Below are 17,387 nucleotides of genomic sequence, written 5' to 3' on the forward strand. Positions count from 1 at the left end.
CTTTTATTATCGCCATCTAAAAATTGATATAATTCTCTGGATCTACAGAGTTTGATTTGCTGCTATTCCATGTTCCATCATGGATTTCAAAGTGCAGGTGTTGTCCAGTAGAACCCTCACCTGTGTTCCCCATTAAGCCTAATACATCGCCAACATTTACGGTGTCACCCACTGAAAATTTCCTTGTCCCGCTTCTCATATGTGCGTATAGTGTTTCGTGGACTTCCCCTTTGATACTATGTCTTACGATGATCACTTCACCATAAGAACTAGAGTAATAGGATTTACTTACTGTTCCTCCAGCTGCAGCTACCACGTTAATTGTGCCGGATCGAGCCAAGTCAATTCCATGGTGAAAGCTGCCCCATCTTGGGCCATAACGGGATGTTACGGTATAATCACTGATTGTAAGAGGTTTACTAAAACCGGTTTCCCCATCGTAATATGTCCAATCTTCACCTTGATTCGTATAAACCTTATACCAATAGCCGATCTTATCAATAACCTTTAAATCCGTTGATTCGAACGTTGCTACACTCTCTGATAATAAAGATGCAGCTTTATAGGTTGTAAAATTATGCGGAATATGGAGCTCTCCATCGTAGTACCATTTATTCCCTTTATCTGTATAAATTTGATACCAATCTCCATTTTGTGCAACAGCTTCTACAGTGGTATTGGCATTATAATATGCATACCCACCGCCCGAGTCCTCTACTTTGCTATAGTTGAAGGATGGACCATGGAAAATGTAAAAGTTGTGTGGTGGTGTTATCGTCCCGAGATTGGGATCATGATAAACCCACTTATTCCCTTTGTTAGTATGAACAAAATACCAGTTTCCGCTCTGATCCACAACATGAAGCGCTCCTGCACCTGTGGCACCTTGAGTATAGGTATCACCTTCGTTAGAAGTAAAGGATGGGTTATCATAAACTGTAAAGCTGTGATCGATTTCCATAGCTCCATTATAGAACCACTTATTACCCTTATCTGTTATAACCTGATACCAATCCCCTGTCTGAGCTACTGCATTAACAGTGGACGGGTTATAATAAGCCGTTCCTTGTGCGTCCTTCACTTTCTCATAAGAGAAGCCCGGACCTTCAAATGTATAGAAATTATGATCGATTGTTAGATTTCCTAGATCAGCATCATAGTAAACCCATTTGTTCCCTTTATGGGTAAAAACAAGATACCAGTGGTCACCTTTTCGATCTACTACCTCTACACTTCTGTCACCACTAAATTCATCTGAGATATTTGAGGTGAAAGAAGAATCTTCATATGTGACAAAATCATGGTCAATATATAAATCACCATTGTAAAACCATTCATCCCCATAACTTGTCTCAATTAATAACCAATCACCTTGTTGCTGCTTGACGTTAACGGTTTTGCTTTCATAATTGCTGTTAAAAGTATGTAGTTTTGTCGAGGTGAAGCTAGGTTGGTCAAACGTATAATATTCATGATTAATTGTTACTGTACTTGCAGCTGAAGCTGAGTTGACAGGACTGAATAAAAGAAACGACAATCCCATCACAAACACAAAGAGTAAATGCTTTTTCATTCGTTACCTCCATTTAAGTTAAAAGAATACTTGTGCTTACAATTTCAATTTTTTTCTCCCCTTTCCATTTATTTGCACAACACTACCTTCTAACCTATTACTGAGATACCTCCATATTTTAGCTAAACAGGTAGTTCGAATTACCCTTCATAATTAGAAAAGCCTACTCCAAAAGAAGCAGGCTGCATTATCGGTACTTTATTACCCCATCATAATTTAGTTGGTGTCTGACACTTTCCGGGAAGCCGCTCCTGCCAAGGGTTTGGAAATGGTGTCAGGCACCGATCGGGGTGCCTTGGTACCATTGGCTTCGTTATCGGTGCCTGACACTTCCAGGGTTATTCTCGGTGGGTTTCGGGTATGGGTTGTAGTGTATGGTGTAGTTCGGTATATGAGGGGGCGTTTGTTTTGAAGAAAGCGATGATTATTGTGAATCCGTCGTCCGGTAAGGAGGAAGCGGAGAAGAATCAGCATAAAGTGGAGGAAATGCTTAAGCGTAAGGGCTATGATGTGATCGTCAAGATGACGGAAAAAGAGCTTGATGCGACGAAGTTTGCACGCACGTCATGTGAAGAGGCGTTTGACGTCGTTGTTTCCATGGGTGGAGACGGGACGTTGAATGAGACGGTTAATGGTCTTGCGGATCAGAAGCATTGTCCGAATTTCGGTATCATTCCGATGGGGACAGTGAATGATTTTGCTCGGGCTCTGGGGATCCCGCAGGATTTTGATGAAGCGATCAAGCTGATTGAACATGGTGAGACGCGTCCGGTTGATATCGGGAAAGTGAATGACCATTACTATATGAATATCATCGCCGTCGGAGCGATTGCTGAAGCGACTTATGGCGTATCGCCGAAGCAAAAGACGATGCTCGGTCCGCTGGCCTATATGCTTGAAGGCATCAAGACGCTTAGTTCGAAGAAGGCCTATGATATTCATCTGAAGCATGATCATGGGGAGTGGAAGGGTGATGCGCTGCTCGTCCTTGCGGCGTTGACCAACTCTGTCGGTGGTTTTGAAAAATTGGCTCCTGATGCAGAAGTCGATGATGGAAAGCTGAAATGCCTTGTCGTCCATGATATCGCCCTTCACAAATTCATCAAGATCTTGACTGAGCTTTTACGAGGTGAACATGTCCATGACGACGATGTGGAATACATCAGTACGTCGAGCCTCGAGATTTCATCTTCTGAACACTTACATTCCAACATCGACGGCGATGAAGGAGAACCGCTCCCGTTGAAAATCGATATTCTTCCAAAACATCTTGATATTTACGTCCCATAACACAAAGTTTACCTAAAATAATTAGCTCACCCAGAGTGAATCTGGGTGAGCTTTTTTTACGATTAATAGGTTGTCAGTCGGAGGAATTTCTGAACTGCATAAACCGCGCGCTGTACGTATGTGAGGGTATCTTCATATTTGCCGTACTCAACGGTATACTCCCCTCCGTCGTTGTTCCACAGCCGTTCGAAGTAAGCATCCACATCCTTCATGACTTTGGAATCGTTCGGTCCCTGGATTTGAAGGTCGGCTTCAAGATTGAACGCTTCAAGATTTCGTTTCGTGTAATTGGCTGACCCGGCAATGATCGTCGATTCCTTTTTCCCTTTTATATACATCATTTTCGTATGGTACTGCTGGATGGTCGTGTTGTACCAGCGAATGTCGATGGCTCCCTTAGAGTCCTCCACCATTTCCATCGCGACTGGAATGTTTGGTAGACCGGTTTTTTTATTCCCGAATGCTGTCTGGTTCGGGTCGAGGATGATTTTTACATCGACACCTCGTTTTGCAGCTTTTATAAGCGGTTCGATGACAGATCGGTCGGCGATATAGAACATCCCGAGGCGGATTTTCTGGTCAGGCTTTGTTTTTTCAATCGCTTCGACGATATGTTTGTGCGCTTTTCCTTCCGTAAAATATTGCACTTTGTATTGCCCTTTTTCTGGTGCCGCATCCTTTTTCGGTTCGTATGTCGGCATTTGAACCCCTTTTTCCGAAATGGCCAAAACCGCTTGCTCGGCATCAAGGATCTCTTGAATGATCGGCCCTTCCACCTCGAAGGCGACATTGCCATGAAAACCGGATGCATCATGAGGATTGGCAGAGCTTACGAGCGCTGTTTTATCTGTAGCGACAATTTTACGATGATTCGCCTTAACGTTTAAAAGCTTCAGGTAAGAGCGGGCGGTCAGCTCAGGTGCTTCACTGGCGAAAGGATTCATAATCCACCCGTCACCCTCCTGGCCGAACCATTGGAAAAACATCCGCCAAATCCCTGAGTAAAGTGGTGTCGGGTCTCGCAGACGGTTGAGATTTGTATAGACTACCTCTACCCCATTCTCCTCAAGCCTTGATAAAAGCTTGGAAGGGTATGAATTATAGCCCGTGTTGATTTCATCTGAAATGAAGATAATTTTGATATCGGGATTTTGCTTTTTCTTTTTGATGATTGTATCCTCCAGGTTCTCACTAATCGGAGGGAAATCGATCTTGCGGTCATAGTAGCCATTGAACATGAACATATCAATGACAATGAACTCTTCAGCATCCATGATGATTTCATTGATCCGCTCGAAGATGTTCAGCTCTTTCTTCAGCTCTCCATCCTTCTGATATGTAAGATCATGATAAAACTGGACATCATCCATCCTGTAAACTTCACTTTCGTACGAAATGCCTGCTGGAAGTGACTTATATGTGTGATAGACCATAGTAGAAATGTAGATGATGACCAGCGACCAAATGATGATGTGTTTGTAATGTTTCTTCTTTATATTCAATTTCGCCAATGTCTGACCCCCTCAACTTTCTGATCGAACAATTACACTCGTCCACTCTCCCTATTCATTCCCCAAAACCACCCGCCTGACACCTGGTGCGCGGTCGCCAGGTGTCAGGCACTTTCACGGAAGCTAACTGGCGCAACGGTTCTGAGTTGGTGTCAGGCACTTCCAACAGATCTTACTCCTGCAAGGGTTCTGAGTTGGTGTCTGACACTTCAAATGAAGCCGCTCCATGTAAGGATTTGGAGAAGGTGTCAGGCACCGATCGGGATCCCTTGGTACCATTGACTTCGCGATCGGTGCCTGACACTCCAATGTTTTTGGTATAATATGGGTAGGAGAGGGGGGGCGTGTTTATATGAAAATGTGGAGTGTGGTTGGATTTTTTCTTATGAGTGGTCTTGCGGTTCTGCTTTTTCTGAAGGGTGTGGATCTGAAGAATACGATTGTTGACGGAGATGGGATCGGTATCCATTTCCTCATGTTCGAGGTGAATGATCGGGTTCCGACGAGCGAAATCCCTTATTACACAAAGTCATTTTTCACAGCTAGCGGGATTACAGCCGTTTTCGCTATAGCAGCTTTGGCTCTACCATTCTTTACTTCTAAACGTTCATCACAGAGCGCATAACCCAACATAAAAAAACTCGCCTGGCGTCATTGCCAGGCGAGTTTTTCTTCTTATAGCTCTTCAATCATTTCTTCAATTTCTTCTTCCATTTGTTCCGCAAATGTTGGTTCGATGTGTTTGCCGTTCTTTTTATTGATCCAGGCTTGGAGCTTCTCAAGTTTTTTCTCACGATTGTTTGTTTTTTCCTCACTATGAATCGAATCGATTTTCGCACGTATGGATTGAGCGGTACCGTGGTTTTTGAATAAACCAGCCTCTTCCGCTTCGTCAATCATTTCATGGAGCTCCTCGATGTCTTCTTCAAACGCCTCTTCTTTATCCTCTGGTTCGCCGAAGTAGAACGTTTGGATGTCTTCTTTGTTGAAGTTTTGATCAACGGAACGGATATCAAGCTGGTAACGCTCGTCATTGTCATAGTCTTCCTCGGTGAACGTCAGCGTGTCACCTTCAAGCGTCATCCACTCTCCGTTGTTAATGCGGTATTCTGTTTTTAGAACACCGACTCCTTCACCGTCTGTCACCTCAACCATGTAACGTACCGTATCTTCTTCGTCAACGGAACTGACTACATCGGTCACTGGAGCAAGGTAGTCGCTGCTGATCCGTCCATCCGGGTACATTTCAACTGGACCACCGAAGCTCTTGATGAAGTTGATCGTCCCGTCCAAATCAGTCGGTCCTTGAACTGGATTTTCACCCAATTCATAAAGGCGGTACTTGTCTCTACCATGTGGATACATATAACTGTTCACGACGACCGTGTACGTCGCTTCAGGCTCTACCATTGTTCCATCAGGTAGGTATAAGTTCACAACCTCGGTCGTCTCTTCATTCCAAGTGTAACGGAAGCCGGCAATGCTCATTTCCGGTCCATATTCCGGATTGAGCTGCGTGTTCACCACTTGCCGAAGGTCATCTCCTGTCAGCTCAATCTTCACCAACGTGTTTCCGAACGGCTGAATGTTGTACAGCTCACCCCAAGTAATCTCACCTGCATCAAGGTCATCACGGATTCCGCCTCCGTTCATCAACGCGAAGTCTGCGTTCATTTCCGCCCGCATGCCTTCTGCAATAAGGTTTCCGAGTGCATTATCACCGACAAGACCTTTATCGGTATACCCGCCTTCAATCGCGAACGCTGCTTCTCCGATAACCTCGTTCAGCTTCGGTCCGACGATTTCTAAATACTCATCCAACTTTGCTGTGATTTCAGCATCTGGTGAAATTCCGTTATGCACAACATCCACGATTTCTGCGGATTTTTTTACGATATCGTTCGTGACTGGATCGATTTCGAGATCCACATCGGAAAAGGCCATGCCGTATTCCCAAGCCTGAACGATCAGCTTGTTGTCGACCACCGCATTCACTTTCATATGATTATGCCCGGCAAAAATCACATCTACTGCATCGTTGATTTTGTTCGCCAAATCTGCCGCCTCGCCTGTTGCAACCCCATCCTTCATACTCACTGGTTCGTGAGCAAGAACCACGATCGCTTCAACACCTTGTGCTTGAAGCTCAGGTACGAAACGGTTCACTGCTTCCGCTTCATCCGTAAAACCAACGTCCTTGATGCCATCCGGAATGACCATGCTCGGCGTATCCTCTGTGACGACACCGATGAAACCAATCTTCGTTCCGCCAATTTCAAAAATTTTATACGGCTCAAGCAGCAATTCACCGCTATCCTTGTATTCAACGTTCGCGGCTAGCAATGGATAGTCCATTCCATCATAGTCTGCGAGCCCGTTCGGATGCTTCTCGCCGTTAATAAGACGGAGAAGTTCATCAACACCTTCATCGAACTCATGATTTCCTACTACACCGACATCAAAGCCAACATCCTCCATCAGCTCGACCGTCGGTTCATCCTGTAAAAGTGCTGATACAGGTGAGCTTGCGCCAATCATATCACCAGCGTGGACAGTCAGCGTGTTCGGATTCGTCGCCTCGCGCTGCTTCAAGTGCGCCGCAAGGTAATCGATACGACCATACTCCTCGCCACCAGAGCGCTTCGTGACATCAATTTTACCGTGAAGGTCGTTCAATCCGAGCAATTGGACCTTGATGTTTCCGTTAGCTGGGCTGTCGTTTTTCACATAACCTGCGTCCATTGCTTCTTGCTCTGTAAAGAAGAACACACGATCCTCAACAGGAATCTCTTCCCATCTTTCAGGCGAAACGTATTCCTTTGTAAAATAGTTGCCGACAAACTTATCCGGTCCGCCTCTTAAATTGAAACGGAATTCATAAGGCAATTCAGCAATCGGATCCGCTGGATTCCACATGCCACGGCCGTTTTCGATCGCTTCCTTCGCTGCGGTATTGTAATGCTCGAAATGCTTCATGTTCGGATAAATAAAATACGGTACCGCACGACCTAAACGGACCATCTCCATATTGACGTTCAGCTCTCCTTTTTTCACATGAGCAAGCAAACGTCCGTAGGAATCCGTCGGCTGATCCCCGACTTCTAACGTAATCGCAGTACCTGCTGGAAGAAGACGCTTCAGCTCTTCTGTCGCTGCTTCAGCGTGCGCTCCTTGCGTGTTTCCATTGTAATTCGTTTCCGGTGTATCCATTGAAAGCATACGGATTTTTGTTGTGCCAAGCACAGAATCCTGAATATAGACTGTATCGCCGTCTACGACTCGATCAACAACTGCATCATAAAACTCTTTCGGCTTAGGTGCTGCCGGTTGTGGATCGACAAGCTCGAAATCTGCCAATGAACGTGGCATGAGCTGATAATCGTAATACTGGCCGACCACCGCTGTCACATCGTACCAGTGACCTTCCTTCAGCTGTGACAGATCAATTCCTGTCGCATAATCGACCCGAAGCACGGATCCTTGTAAACTATCATCTATGAACGAGATGTTGTAGCCGCTCCCTGCATTGGAAGTAGGGATCGACTGGATAAACCCGCGCACCTTTACGAGTGATCCTTCAAGTGGTTCAGCCTCGTCATTGTATAGCGTTGCAAGTTCCGTAGCTTGAGCTGGTGGCAATTGGTTGTCGCTGGATAAAATCTCGATCGACCCCGGCTCGATTTCAGTCAAACCTCTATAGATCTTGATCGTTCCCGTGACCCTGATTCTTTGGCCTTCCTCTAAAACTGCTAAATCCTTGTTTCTCGAATAAACGTTGATTCCTGCTGTATCATCCTGTATGTACGCTGATAGATTGTTACCTGTGAAATCTGCTGTTACGACGCCTTCAACAGTGACCGTTTGACCAGTCATCGTTTTCGCTTCTTCAATCGTCGTCGTTGCAGCCTGCGCCAAACCAGCTGGCAGCAATGCTACGACCATTGCAAAAACGAGCATCAAGGTTGTCCATTTTCTTGCAAGTAGATGTTGCATCAGAGTTCCTCCCCATGTATTTTTTAAAAACACTCCAATTTCAACTTTACTAGATTTTCGTTAAGTTCATATGAAAACTTCGTTAATTCTGGAAAAATCGTCCATACTTACTACGAACGTATTATAAAAGCTACTTACTTTTGCGTACCAAATCTTTGAATATATGGGTCCAAAAAGCTAGATTTGTATTTACATTGATTGGACAATCCTGTAAAATAATGTCTACACCCTATAAGATGTCTGACCTTGGAGGATTCGTTTTCATGACTAAATCTAGCTTACTTGATATAAAGGATGAAGTTTATATGCTGCAAAAATTGATGTACGAGCAGAGCAAACAGCTTGATAATTTCTCGGATCCAGCCATTGTGAAAATCAGCCAGCTGCTAGATGAAAAGCTCAACATCATTCAAAAAGCACAAGTTAAAAACTAGTATACATAGGAATACTCATTGCCGTTTATGGGCAATGAGTTTTTTCATTTTTGGGGTGGTGGTCGGTGGAGACGACCCTATCCTACACCAAAAACAGTAAAACTCCGATTTTGGGGCACGACAACGGTTCTTTCGCACCCCAAAATCAGCAAAACTCCGATTTTGGGGCACGATAACGGTTCTTTCGCACCCCAAAATCAGCAAAACTCCGATTTTGGGGCACGATAACGGTTCTTTCGCACCCCAAAATCAGCAAAACTCCGATTTTGGGGCACGATAACGGCTCTTTCGCACCCCAAAATCAGCAAAACTCCGATTTTGGGGCACGATAACGGCTCTTTCGCACCCCAAAATCAGCAATACTCCGATTTTGGGGCACGATAACGACTTTTTCGCACCCCAAAAACAGCGAAACTCCGATTTTGGGGCACGATAACGGCTCTATCCTCACCAAAAACTAGCAAAACTCCAATTTGGGGTCACGATAATGGTTCTATCCTCACCCAAAACTAGCAAAACTCCGATTTGAGGTCACGATAATGGCTCTATCCTCACCCAAAAACAGCAAAACTCAGTTTTGAGGTCACGATAATGGTTCTATCCTCACCCAAAATCAGCGAAACTCAGTTTTGAGGGCACGAAACCAGCTCCTCCTCCCACCGATTTGATGAAAAATGGGCAAGTTCCCTGGTTGTCTTTCATAAAATGAGAGTAGACAAGGGGGAATGCAGCTTGGAAAACGTCACAGTCATTGTCATTGGCATCATCGGCTTCATCACGCTCTTCGGTTTCATCGGAACGATTCAAGCCCGCCTCAAGTTGATGGATTGGCTGAAGGAGCTTTCTCATATTGATGCAGCTAGCCTGCAAGCTGGGCGAAGTTCGAAGTGGATGAACGACGCGATTGAGGAGTATCGCACCTTTCATCTTTCAGGTGTTGCGAACGTCAACAGTCCCGTTCTCGTGGAAAAACACTTGATGAAACAGCCGATCCGGGTGCTCGGCATTTTTCAGGTACCGACAGGGAACATCATCCGTCTCATCCACGGCCTCCCTTCGCTCGCGATCATCGTCGGGGTTCTCGGGACATTCGTCGGGCTAACGATGGCGATTATGGCCATGCAGGATACACTCGTTGGCATCGGCAATCAGCCTGGTGGTGCGAACCTGTCCGTTACAGAAATCGTTACCGCTATCTCTGAGCCGTTCAAAGGCATGAGTATCGCTTTTGTCACGAGTATCGCCGGAATCGGGAGCTCGCTTTGCCTCTCGCTCATCCAATCGGGTTTTTTAACAGGAGGAACGTCGCTCGGTTATTTGCAGGATCGGGTCATCACTGAAGCAGAGGATGTTCTTGATCACGTCGTTCAGGAGCAGCTGCAAAACGAGAAGCCGAAGGACTCTCTAGAGCGTTTACTCGACCGGCTCGTCACCAAAGTTCAGGAAAGCTTCCAGCAAAGCATCGGGGATTTCGGAGAAAAAATGGTCGGCTTCACCGCTGGTCTTGAGGAAGCGATGGAGGATGTGAAAGGAATTTTATCGGCACAACGCGATCATACCGAGCAGTTCAAACAAAGCTCGGATGTGCTCGTCATGTTCGGCGATCGTTTTTCCGATACGATCACAAAGCTGGAGTCCGTCCAGCACTCTGTTGATAAGGGACTTACAAAGCTAGGCGAACACGTTTCTGGCTTCGAAAAACAATACAAACGGACGAGTGAGCAGCTCGATCAGGGGCAAAAGCGGATGGAGCACGTGATGAAGCATTCGGACCGTTTAATTGAGGAATCGCAAAAGAAAACCGAGGAGCTCGGCCGCGCGTTAGTTGGCGGGGTTGAATCGGTGCTCTCAAAATATGAAACGAAGCAAGAGGATTTTGAAAGGCGGATGGCGCAGCAAAACGATGAATGGTTTTACCGGTATCAGGATAAGACCGAACAGTACGGCCGGGCGAACGATTCGTTTGCCGCCTCGGTCCAGCACCTCGAAAAAGCGTGGTACTCCACAATCGAGCAGTTCAAGCGGGATTTTATCGACCAGCTGAGCCATATGTTCGAACGAGAACGCCAGTCACGACACGACAACGGTCGCGATCAGGAAATGCGCGAGCTGATCCGTGCGCTTGATTCGGTTTACCAAAACCTTTCGCGTGAGTTTAAGCAGACGCATCAATACTTTGGGGATGTGTATCATGTGCTTCAGCGTTTGTTGGATGCGACGGTCCAATCCGCGAACGCGCGCTATGACCGAGATCCTTACGACCAGCCACGTCGGATTACGATTCATGACTCGAATCAACGGTGACTCCGATGCGTAGAAGAAGATGGAACCAAGAAGAGGAAGGTGTCAAAGGATACTTCTGGCCGTCATTCACCGATATGATGGCGATGATGGTGCTCGTCATGCTGTTCATCGCGATTATCGCCTACATCCAAAGCATCTACAACGCCTATGAACAAACAGAGGTCCGGCACGAACTGGCAAAGGTGGCGGATGTGAAACAGCACATTTCAGACTTGATTGAAAAACGACTCGAGGAAAACGTCGGGAAGGATAAAATCATCCGCGGACCGAACAATACGATTTCAGTCGAAGGAAACATTCTGTTTGATACAGGCAGTGCTGAAATCAGTCCGTCTGGTAAAAAGGTGCTCGCACAGCTTGCCGATGCACTCGTGCAAATCATCGACGAGCAGGAGCTGAGCCGCTATCTCTACATCATCTTAATCGAGGGACATACCGATTCCGTCCCGTATGACAACTGGACTCTTTCGACCGAGCGCGCCGTATCCGTCGTCAAGTACATGCAGGAGGTCAATCCAAAGTTCAAGCAACCAAAATACGCCCAGTATGTAGCCGCGACAGGATATTCCGAATACAAGCCGATTGCAGAAGGAGCAACCAAGGAATCACTACAGAAGAACCGTCGGATCTCCTTCCAAATCATCCTTGACGATGAAAAATGGCAAAAAAAGCTGAAGGGGATTGTTAATGAGTATTAAAAAAGGCTGTTTTTCGTAAAGATTGTTGCTATTGAATAAAAACAAATGGCGTACCCAATGAATCATTGGAGTACGCCAATTTTTATTTATTTCGATATGTGCTTGTTTCAAAAAGCCCCCGTTTGTGGAATAAGGAAAAAGTTAAATTTTATCATCACTGTGCCACTTATCATCGCCCATAATCCTATCAATGATGTGATTATCTCCCCAAACCGCCGCCACTTCTAATCCTTCACATTCCGATTTTGTTGCACTTCGAGTTTCCCCTTTATGGTATATGGAATATTCACCTGAAATACTATCAATGATACAAGAAGGAGGAGGATATGCTTCATCATCACTTTTAAAAGGACGATTTCCAACAACTGCCCAATCTCCTGATTTTAGTACATAATCATATACACCAACAATAAATTGATACTCCTCGACCTTTGGAATGTCTTCAATATTATCTCCAATATAATTATAAATTCCTATGCCAGCATCTTTAAATATTCTACCGAAAGCATATTTGCCATTTGGCAAAGGTATCGCATATACATCTCCAATTTTAATTCGTTTACGTTTCTTTCTTGTCAATAAAATTACCACATTCTTAGAACATATTGATAATAAGTTCTACGCTTGCCCCAACAAATTCAACTCTTAAAGGTAATGTGTTTTCTTCGTAGCCTAAAGGAAAATCAGAAGAATATTAGATATCTAAGAAATTCTTCTTTTAGCTTTATAAATTGAGGTATTAGTTTTGAACACTTTTGCAGTCAAAATAAAAGTCTTAATACAAATTATTGCGAACCTAATCCAGACATAAATAATTAGTGCAATTACGGAATAGTACAATATCTTTCCCATTAAAGTTTCTAATGGAATAAAGGATGACACAACTCCTAACAATCCAAAAGCTAAAAACCAACCAAATCCTTTTCCAAGTAACTTATATCTCTGCTCGTTTAAATCTTTTTTTTTAGCTATTAACTCATTCATATTAACAACCCTTTTTTATAAATTGTGGAGTCAATTGATCTATACAAAACTTTAGAAATGCCCCCTTTACTTGAATACGTCCTCATTTATGTGAACAGAAGCATATTTGGATTTGGGTTTATTAAATAAAGCAACCTCGTAATTTGATAACCACTTCAATTCCCCTAGAAAATAACTGAAGATAATCTCATCTGGTTTAGTTGATGACACCAGCTTGTTTACTATTTCTTGTCCGTACTTATCCTTGACCACCAAGTAAATTTCACACGAATAAAGATCGTGATTAATTTTTACTTCAGCTTTATAATTGCGATTCGGACTACTTTTTGGTTTTTTCCAAACATATTCATTTTGGTAATTTGCCTCTTTCACACAGAGGTAAGCAGCATCAAATGGTGCACTCTCCCAGTTATTTAATTTAACCACTTTATTGATGCCTTGCTTCAAAATATCCAATACTACTTCTTTTTTCTCTTGGTCGTCTAGCTTAAAAAAGTTATTCGTATCATAATTAATCTCTACATGACAAAAACCATCAACAATTGTTAAAGTAGGCTTTGGGGAGTCATTAACACAAAAGACATTGATTTGCTTAATATATTCTGTATAAAATTCATTGAAACACTCTTCGTAAAGGGCAGTAATACATCTTGATTGGAATGAAAGATTCTTTTCAACATCGGCAATACCTTCGTCTTTTTCCGAATATAAAAGGAAATGTTTCAATTTCATATTTAATCACCTAAATTAGTGTTCTACTTCCATCAGTCTTCTCCTTCTTCAACTACTCTGCACAATATTAATATTAAGCAAAAAAGAGGCGTTACCATTCCCAGTTCAACGCCCCCCTATTGTAGACCCGTTAGTTCAACAAGACTAAACTATTCTTTAAGCTTCTTCTAATTCTTTAAATAAGTCATAAGGTTCTACTTCTAACCCAATTAACTTCGCATTCCAGTTAACCCCAACTAACAAACCATCTTCTTTCATTCCGTATAACCAACTATTCATAAACTCTTCTAAAGGTAAAGATGTTGTTTTGTAATGCGACCATTCTTCAACTGCACATTGCCTTGCATATGCTTCATCTGACCAAAAAAGCATAACCTCTGTATCTTCATATTCATTCGATTCACACACACACCATCCCTCTTCACTCTTTAATCCCCAAACCGTCTTACTTTCTGACACTCTTCTTATAAAGTTTTCATATCGCCTTTTAGAATTTATAGTCAAGTCAAACTCCATCACTAATCTCCTTTTCACATTAGAAACATCAAATAATTCTGCACTGTAAACATTAATCCCTTGTTCAACTAAACTGCTAGTTTGTTGAATAAGTAATTGTGAAAAATTGATAAAAATGGAATTAGTAATTTCTTAGCATATCCCCAGTGACAGCCTTGGAATTCTGACAAGCAGATATAAGCAATTGTTCAATTTGGTTTTCATATGACATTTTCTTTCCTATTTCTAACCAACTAAACAAGTAAGGGTACTGAATAAGATACTTTGTTACGACATCCTTCAATGCAAGTATTGAGAATTAGGGATGATGAACTTTACACTTAAATAAAAACATCTCTTAAAGGTGCTTTTATTGAAACTGCAAAACTTCTAGTCATTCATAGTTCTTCTCATATTCTCCTTTTTCGAAAATCTCCTTTGCATCCAAAGCTGTCCAATCTTCAGGTTTTAAATTCGGATGTTGTTCAAGATAGTTGGCTACCATCTTATAGCCTTCACTATAGCCATAATGACTAGGGAGAAGATTTCCTCCTCTAAGAATTGTTAATGACTGAGTAAAATCATGTGTGTCTAAATAAGATTCGACCTGGGACCAATACTTGTGATTATATTCAGGATAAATAGGCGTATGTGTTATATCTGGATAAACTTGTTTTTCAAACATGACGGCTTTACCTTCAAAAATCAGGTTATCAAGAACTGAGAAAGAACGACCTTCATCATAATGTTTTTCTGTCCAATAACTGTGATGATACTCATGAGCCATTACTGCCCTTAGGATGTCGTTTGTTATCGTTGGGTTATAAAAAACGATGATCTTCCCTGTACCTACTGTAACCATAGGAACTGAGTTGACGTTCGGAACAGGAAAAATACATACTGTAGTTTCACCTTCTGCTTCTAGTAAATTGGAAGACTTGATGAGACTTTCTCTTATTAACGTATTGGTTTCTTCTTCATCGATTTTATTTACCAATTCTTTTAAGGAATGTAATTGAGTCGGCGGTTGTGTTATGAAATCCATTGCCATATGTATGTATTCACCGTCTTTAAAACAACGTTCATAAACAGGCTCAATGATTTGTTCCTTATAAACTTTATCAATATCCTCATCTTTTTCCGCTAATTTGGTCAAATATTCGTTGTAAGATTTATATGCATGGACGATGGTGAATTTCTGGTTTGTTTTTTCATTTTCAAAAGAATAGATGATGTTCTCTTCTTCAGAGGAAGGTTTATATACTGCTTTTTCGCAAGCACTCGAAATGATTAAAACCACAATACTAATTAAAAAGAACGCTCTGAATTTATTCAATAACAGTAGTCCCTCCAAAAACTTTTTCATATAACATATGCCCGCTATGAATCCTCAAATAATATTTCTCCTTTTATATCTAATACGTGATATGTTAGTTTATAAACCTTACGTAGGTTTATGGTGTCAGGTAGCGTTGTGTAAATGATACCGTTCTCTTGAACTGCTTCAACTCCTGATTGAATAACTTCTCCGTCACTTGACATTAGTTGATATTTTACTTTATCTGCATCTGGAGAGTTAAGTACAAATCCCCACAAAATGTTCTCTCTATGATTGGACGTATTCGATCGATTAAAAAAACTAACAAAAGCATATTTCTTTTCAGGATCTATCACTTTTGCCCTTGCTTTATTCGAACTGTAGGATAATTTACCATTTTTACTGATATATTTATTTATTATAATCGCAGACTGTTTTTTTTGTGTCTCAGCAGAAAAAACTACAATTCTATCAATGGGATCCTCATATAGAACTTTAACGCTAGGATTATTAATTTCTGATTTAATCTTGTCTTCTAATGATGGATTGCTTCCTAGAGGATTACACCGATTAACAATAAATAAAAGTAAAGCACTGAACAATATCAAGAACGTTTTACTATAGAAAATCCCCATCCCCTCCTAACTATGTACCACGTAAAAACTCCTTTGTTATGTTGTTGACTTCGGTTGGTTTTTCTACCACAGTCCAATGTCCACATTGATCGATGGTTACCAATTCCGAATGCGGGATATGATCGATTAAAAGTTCTTGGATAATGGAAGGAGTAAGGATATCATGACTTCCCTGTATAACAACGATCGGAATGTTGGATAGTTTCAGTAACTCTTCCCTTAAATCATAATTGTTTGCAATATCTGTTCCGATAGCCTGATTGACTTGATGCTGAATTGACGTTTTTTCTTTTCGTTGTAATGTACCCTTGGCGTAAACATAATAGGGATCCAATACTTTCAGGAGGTCATCTATTGTTGACTCTCCTTTTTCGAGACCCTCTTTTATTAGAGAAAGTCTATCTTTATCCTCATCCGTCAATCGATTCTCAAGCTCTTTCCTGAACCTTTCCATACCTTCGGCTGTTACGCCTATCGCAGCTGTTAGTACGATTTTATGTACATGATCCGGATAAGTTGTGGCGTAAAGTAAAGCGAGCATCGATCCCCATGACTCACCAAATAGATTTATTTTGTTTAAGCCTAACTTCTGTCGGAGGAGCTCTAAATTTTCAACTTCATCTTTCATAGAATACGTTTGATCCTTGGATGCTTCCGATCGACCGCACCCTCGTTGGTCATACAAAACCAACTTGAATGAGTTTGCCAAGGGTAGACATGTGGTAAAAAGAAACGATGCTCACTACCAGGACCGCCATGTAGAAAAACGATCGGCTCACCTTCCCCGAAACATCGGACATAAAATTTACTACCGTTTAACTCCACAAACTCAGTCGTATGTTTTTGATGGTTTTCAATCACTTATTGCCCTCCCTCCATAATTAAAGATTTTAAATAACGCTGATGTTGCTCATCCTTTTTAATCTTTTCAACGATATTGTCCTGAAGCAAGTATTCTCGAACCGCTTCATTATGATAGATTCGTTCATAATACCAACCATTATCACTGAGTTCCTTAAACCAACTTTCTTTTCTTAACTTCCTTATGCTCCTTTGAAATTTAAGATCCTCTAGGTCTAACCCTCCATTAAATACGAAACCTAAGATGACACTTACAACAGTGCCACCTATTAATTTAAGCGTTTTTATTTTCAATCACCTCTTACCAATTATTTCAAATCATTACACCCAACTCAATAAAAAATTTCACAAAAAATGACATACCCTATTTTGGATATGTCAGTTGTAATGATTTATTTGTCCTCGCCTTTAGATGATCCTGTAAAAGGATTGATTTTAAATGTCAAATCTTCTCCAGCTTCCTTTTCTTCCTTTGAAATACTTTTCCCTAACGAAGCGTAATACCAAATAAATGCTCCCAAAGACAATAGCCCACCAATAGATGTTACCCAGAATGCTA

18 protein-coding genes and 1 pseudogene are annotated in these 17,387 nt (G+C 42.2%); 5 read left to right on the plus strand and 14 right to left on the minus strand.

The features are described from left to right. Positions 1-16 precede the first annotated feature (16 nt). Complete coding sequence (locus tag V1497_RS17280; RefSeq protein WP_349408758.1) at positions 17-1,573, minus strand: M23 family metallopeptidase; 1,557 nt, start codon at positions 1,571-1,573, stop codon at positions 17-19. 408 nt (positions 1,574-1,981) lie between these two features. Here V1497_RS17280 and V1497_RS17285 point away from each other — a divergent pair, with 408 nt between their 5' ends. Then, positions 1,982-2,863 carry a YegS/Rv2252/BmrU family lipid kinase gene (locus V1497_RS17285; RefSeq protein ID WP_349408759.1) on the plus strand — a complete coding sequence of 294 codons (882 nt, stop codon included), beginning with the start codon at positions 1,982-1,984 and terminating at the stop codon, positions 2,861-2,863. Positions 2,864-2,925: 62 nt separating this feature from the next. Here V1497_RS17285 and V1497_RS17290 read toward each other — a convergent pair whose 3' ends face one another. After that, the gene (locus V1497_RS17290) at positions 2,926-4,374 is read right to left on the minus strand and encodes a phospholipase D family protein (RefSeq protein ID WP_349408760.1); all 1,449 of its coding nucleotides are present in this window, start codon (positions 4,372-4,374) and stop codon (positions 2,926-2,928) included. A gap of 352 nt (positions 4,375-4,726) precedes the next feature. On the opposite strand from V1497_RS17290, the gene V1497_RS17295 reads away from it, so the two are divergent. After that, the gene (locus tag V1497_RS17295) at positions 4,727-4,999 is read left to right on the plus strand and encodes a hypothetical protein (RefSeq protein ID WP_349408761.1); all 273 of its coding nucleotides are present in this window, start codon (positions 4,727-4,729) and stop codon (positions 4,997-4,999) included. Between the two features lie 50 nt (positions 5,000-5,049). On the opposite strand, the gene V1497_RS17300 is transcribed toward V1497_RS17295, so the two are convergent. Then, positions 5,050-8,367, minus strand: coding sequence for a 5'-nucleotidase C-terminal domain-containing protein (locus tag V1497_RS17300; protein ID WP_349408762.1), 3,318 nt, complete (start codon positions 8,365-8,367; stop codon positions 5,050-5,052). A 263-nt stretch (positions 8,368-8,630) separates the two neighbouring features. Here V1497_RS17300 and V1497_RS17305 point away from each other — a divergent pair, with 263 nt between their 5' ends. The 3 genes from V1497_RS17305 to V1497_RS17315 all read left to right on the plus strand — a co-directional run bounded on the left by V1497_RS17305 (position 8,631) and on the right by V1497_RS17315 (position 11,803). Next, the gene (locus tag V1497_RS17305; protein ID WP_349408763.1) at positions 8,631-8,801 is read left to right on the plus strand and encodes a Spo0E family sporulation regulatory protein-aspartic acid phosphatase; all 171 of its coding nucleotides are present in this window, start codon (positions 8,631-8,633) and stop codon (positions 8,799-8,801) included. Positions 8,802-9,533: 732 nt separating this feature from the next. Beyond that, positions 9,534-11,105, plus strand: coding sequence for a hypothetical protein (locus tag V1497_RS17310; protein WP_349408764.1), 1,572 nt, complete (start codon positions 9,534-9,536; stop codon positions 11,103-11,105). Between the two features lie 5 nt (positions 11,106-11,110). Beyond that, positions 11,111-11,803 carry a flagellar motor protein MotB gene (locus V1497_RS17315; RefSeq protein WP_349408765.1) on the plus strand — a complete coding sequence of 231 codons (693 nt, stop codon included), beginning with the start codon at positions 11,111-11,113 and terminating at the stop codon, positions 11,801-11,803. Between the two features lie 141 nt (positions 11,804-11,944). On the opposite strand, the gene V1497_RS17320 is transcribed toward V1497_RS17315, so the two are convergent. From V1497_RS17320 to V1497_RS17370, 11 genes and pseudogenes are all read right to left on the minus strand, one after another. Continuing rightward, the gene (locus V1497_RS17320) at positions 11,945-12,382 is read right to left on the minus strand and encodes an Imm26 family immunity protein (RefSeq protein WP_349408766.1); all 438 of its coding nucleotides are present in this window, start codon (positions 12,380-12,382) and stop codon (positions 11,945-11,947) included. Positions 12,383-12,505: 123 nt separating this feature from the next. Beyond that, on the minus strand, positions 12,506-12,787 hold the full coding sequence (locus tag V1497_RS17325; protein WP_349408767.1) for a hypothetical protein: 282 nt from the start codon (positions 12,785-12,787) through the stop codon (positions 12,506-12,508). 66 nt (positions 12,788-12,853) lie between these two features. Then, on the minus strand, positions 12,854-13,519 hold the full coding sequence (locus tag V1497_RS17330) for a hypothetical protein (RefSeq protein WP_349408768.1): 666 nt from the start codon (positions 13,517-13,519) through the stop codon (positions 12,854-12,856). A 156-nt stretch (positions 13,520-13,675) separates the two neighbouring features. Continuing rightward, positions 13,676-14,035, minus strand: coding sequence for a DUF2750 domain-containing protein (locus tag V1497_RS17335; RefSeq protein ID WP_349408769.1), 360 nt, complete (start codon positions 14,033-14,035; stop codon positions 13,676-13,678). 121 nt (positions 14,036-14,156) lie between these two features. Beyond that, positions 14,157-14,309 (minus strand): annotated as a pseudogene (locus V1497_RS17340) (IS1595 family transposase); the annotation flags it as partial. 99 nt (positions 14,310-14,408) lie between these two features. After that, positions 14,409-15,350, minus strand: a complete 942-nt coding sequence (locus V1497_RS17345; protein WP_349408770.1) for a DUF2268 domain-containing putative Zn-dependent protease — start codon at positions 15,348-15,350, stop codon at positions 14,409-14,411. Between the two features lie 44 nt (positions 15,351-15,394). Next, positions 15,395-15,967, minus strand: coding sequence for a hypothetical protein (locus V1497_RS17350; RefSeq protein WP_349408771.1), 573 nt, complete (start codon positions 15,965-15,967; stop codon positions 15,395-15,397). Positions 15,968-15,977: 10 nt separating this feature from the next. Next, on the minus strand, positions 15,978-16,676 hold the full coding sequence (locus tag V1497_RS17355; RefSeq protein WP_349408772.1) for an alpha/beta hydrolase: 699 nt from the start codon (positions 16,674-16,676) through the stop codon (positions 15,978-15,980). Next, positions 16,592-16,828: a hypothetical protein gene (locus V1497_RS17360; protein WP_349410885.1), complete on the minus strand. Its 237-nt coding sequence runs from the start codon at positions 16,826-16,828 to the stop codon at positions 16,592-16,594. Before V1497_RS17360 ends, V1497_RS17355 begins: the two co-directional genes overlap by 85 nt. Beyond that, on the minus strand, positions 16,829-17,122 hold the full coding sequence (locus V1497_RS17365; RefSeq protein WP_349408773.1) for a hypothetical protein: 294 nt from the start codon (positions 17,120-17,122) through the stop codon (positions 16,829-16,831). A 98-nt stretch (positions 17,123-17,220) separates the two neighbouring features. Next, on the minus strand, positions 17,221-17,349 hold the full coding sequence (locus V1497_RS17370) for a hypothetical protein (protein ID WP_349408774.1): 129 nt from the start codon (positions 17,347-17,349) through the stop codon (positions 17,221-17,223). Positions 17,350-17,387: the final 38 nt, after the last annotated feature.

The sequence above is a fragment of the Pseudalkalibacillus sp. SCS-8 genome, from assembly GCF_040126055.1.
Taxonomy (GTDB): domain Bacteria; phylum Bacillota; class Bacilli; order Bacillales; family Fictibacillaceae; genus Pseudalkalibacillus; species Pseudalkalibacillus nanhaiensis.